Consider the following 1,118-nt stretch of genomic DNA (forward strand, 5'->3'; position numbering starts at 1 on the left):
CTTAATAACATATTTTTAAACCAAAACCTAAATTCATCATTAACACGGATACCACCATGAGCATTGATATTAAAAACATTCATAAACGCTTTGGCGAATTTACCGCCTTAAATGACGTAAGTTTCTCGGTCAATTCTGGCGAACTTGCCACCCTGCTTGGGCCATCAGGCTGTGGCAAAACCACCCTTTTGCGGATTATTGCAGGGTTAGAGACGTCCGACACAGGGCGGATTTATTTTGACGGCACAGACGTAACCGACACGCCCGTGCAGCAGCGTGGGATAGGTTTTGTTTTTCAAAACTATGCCCTATTTCGCCACAAAACAGTCGCCCAAAACATCGCTTTTGGCTTAGAACTACTCCCCAAACACCAACGCCCCACAGGGGGTGAGATTACTAAGCGAGTGACGGAACTTCTTGATTTAATTCAACTGCCCCACACCAAAGACCGCTATCCGCATGAGCTGTCAGGCGGTCAGCGTCAACGTGTGGCACTGGCTCGGGCGATTGCCACAAACCCCAAATTATTGCTCCTTGATGAGCCGTTTGGGGCGTTGGATGCCAAAGTGCGTAAAGAGCTACGCACGTCCCTACGCCAAATCCAAAAGGACATTGGCATCACATCCATCATGGTAACGCACGACCAAGAAGAAGCGGTTGCCGTATCGGATACGGTGGTCATCATGAATCACGGCGTGGTGGAACAAATGGGCAAACCTGATGAGCTGTTTGCTCGTCCTAATAGTGAATTTGTGGTGGATTTTTTGGGGCTTTAAAACATCATTCTATTTGGATTAAATGGTGCGTATTACGCACCTTACCGCCATTTGGTGTGTTTTGACGTTAAATGATGATACACTCAACCAACTTGATATTTACCACGGGTTTGTAGGGGTGTGCTGAGCACACCCTTTGATGACATTACCGTGCAGGGCGTGCACAGCACGCCCCTACATCCAAACATCATTGTGTTTGTAGTAATTTTAAAGTTTATTGGGTATATAAAAATTACCTTAAAAAATAGATTAGGATTATATTAAATAAATTAACCATAAAAAACACGCCCCATCGGACGTGCTTTTATCAGCTAATACTAGATTAACCTTAAACTACTAGAT

The 1,118-nt window shown here is 44.5% G+C and carries 1 pseudogene; it reads left to right on the top strand.

Going from position 1 to position 1,118, the window contains the following annotated elements:
• Positions 1-56: 56 nt before the first annotated feature.
• Positions 57-770: pseudogene (locus tag IM753_RS12775) on the top strand (sulfate/molybdate ABC transporter ATP-binding protein); the annotation flags it as partial.
• Positions 771-1,118: the final 348 nt, after the last annotated feature.

The organism is Moraxella sp. K127, from assembly GCF_015223095.1.
Classification (GTDB): domain Bacteria; phylum Pseudomonadota; class Gammaproteobacteria; order Pseudomonadales; family Moraxellaceae; genus Moraxella.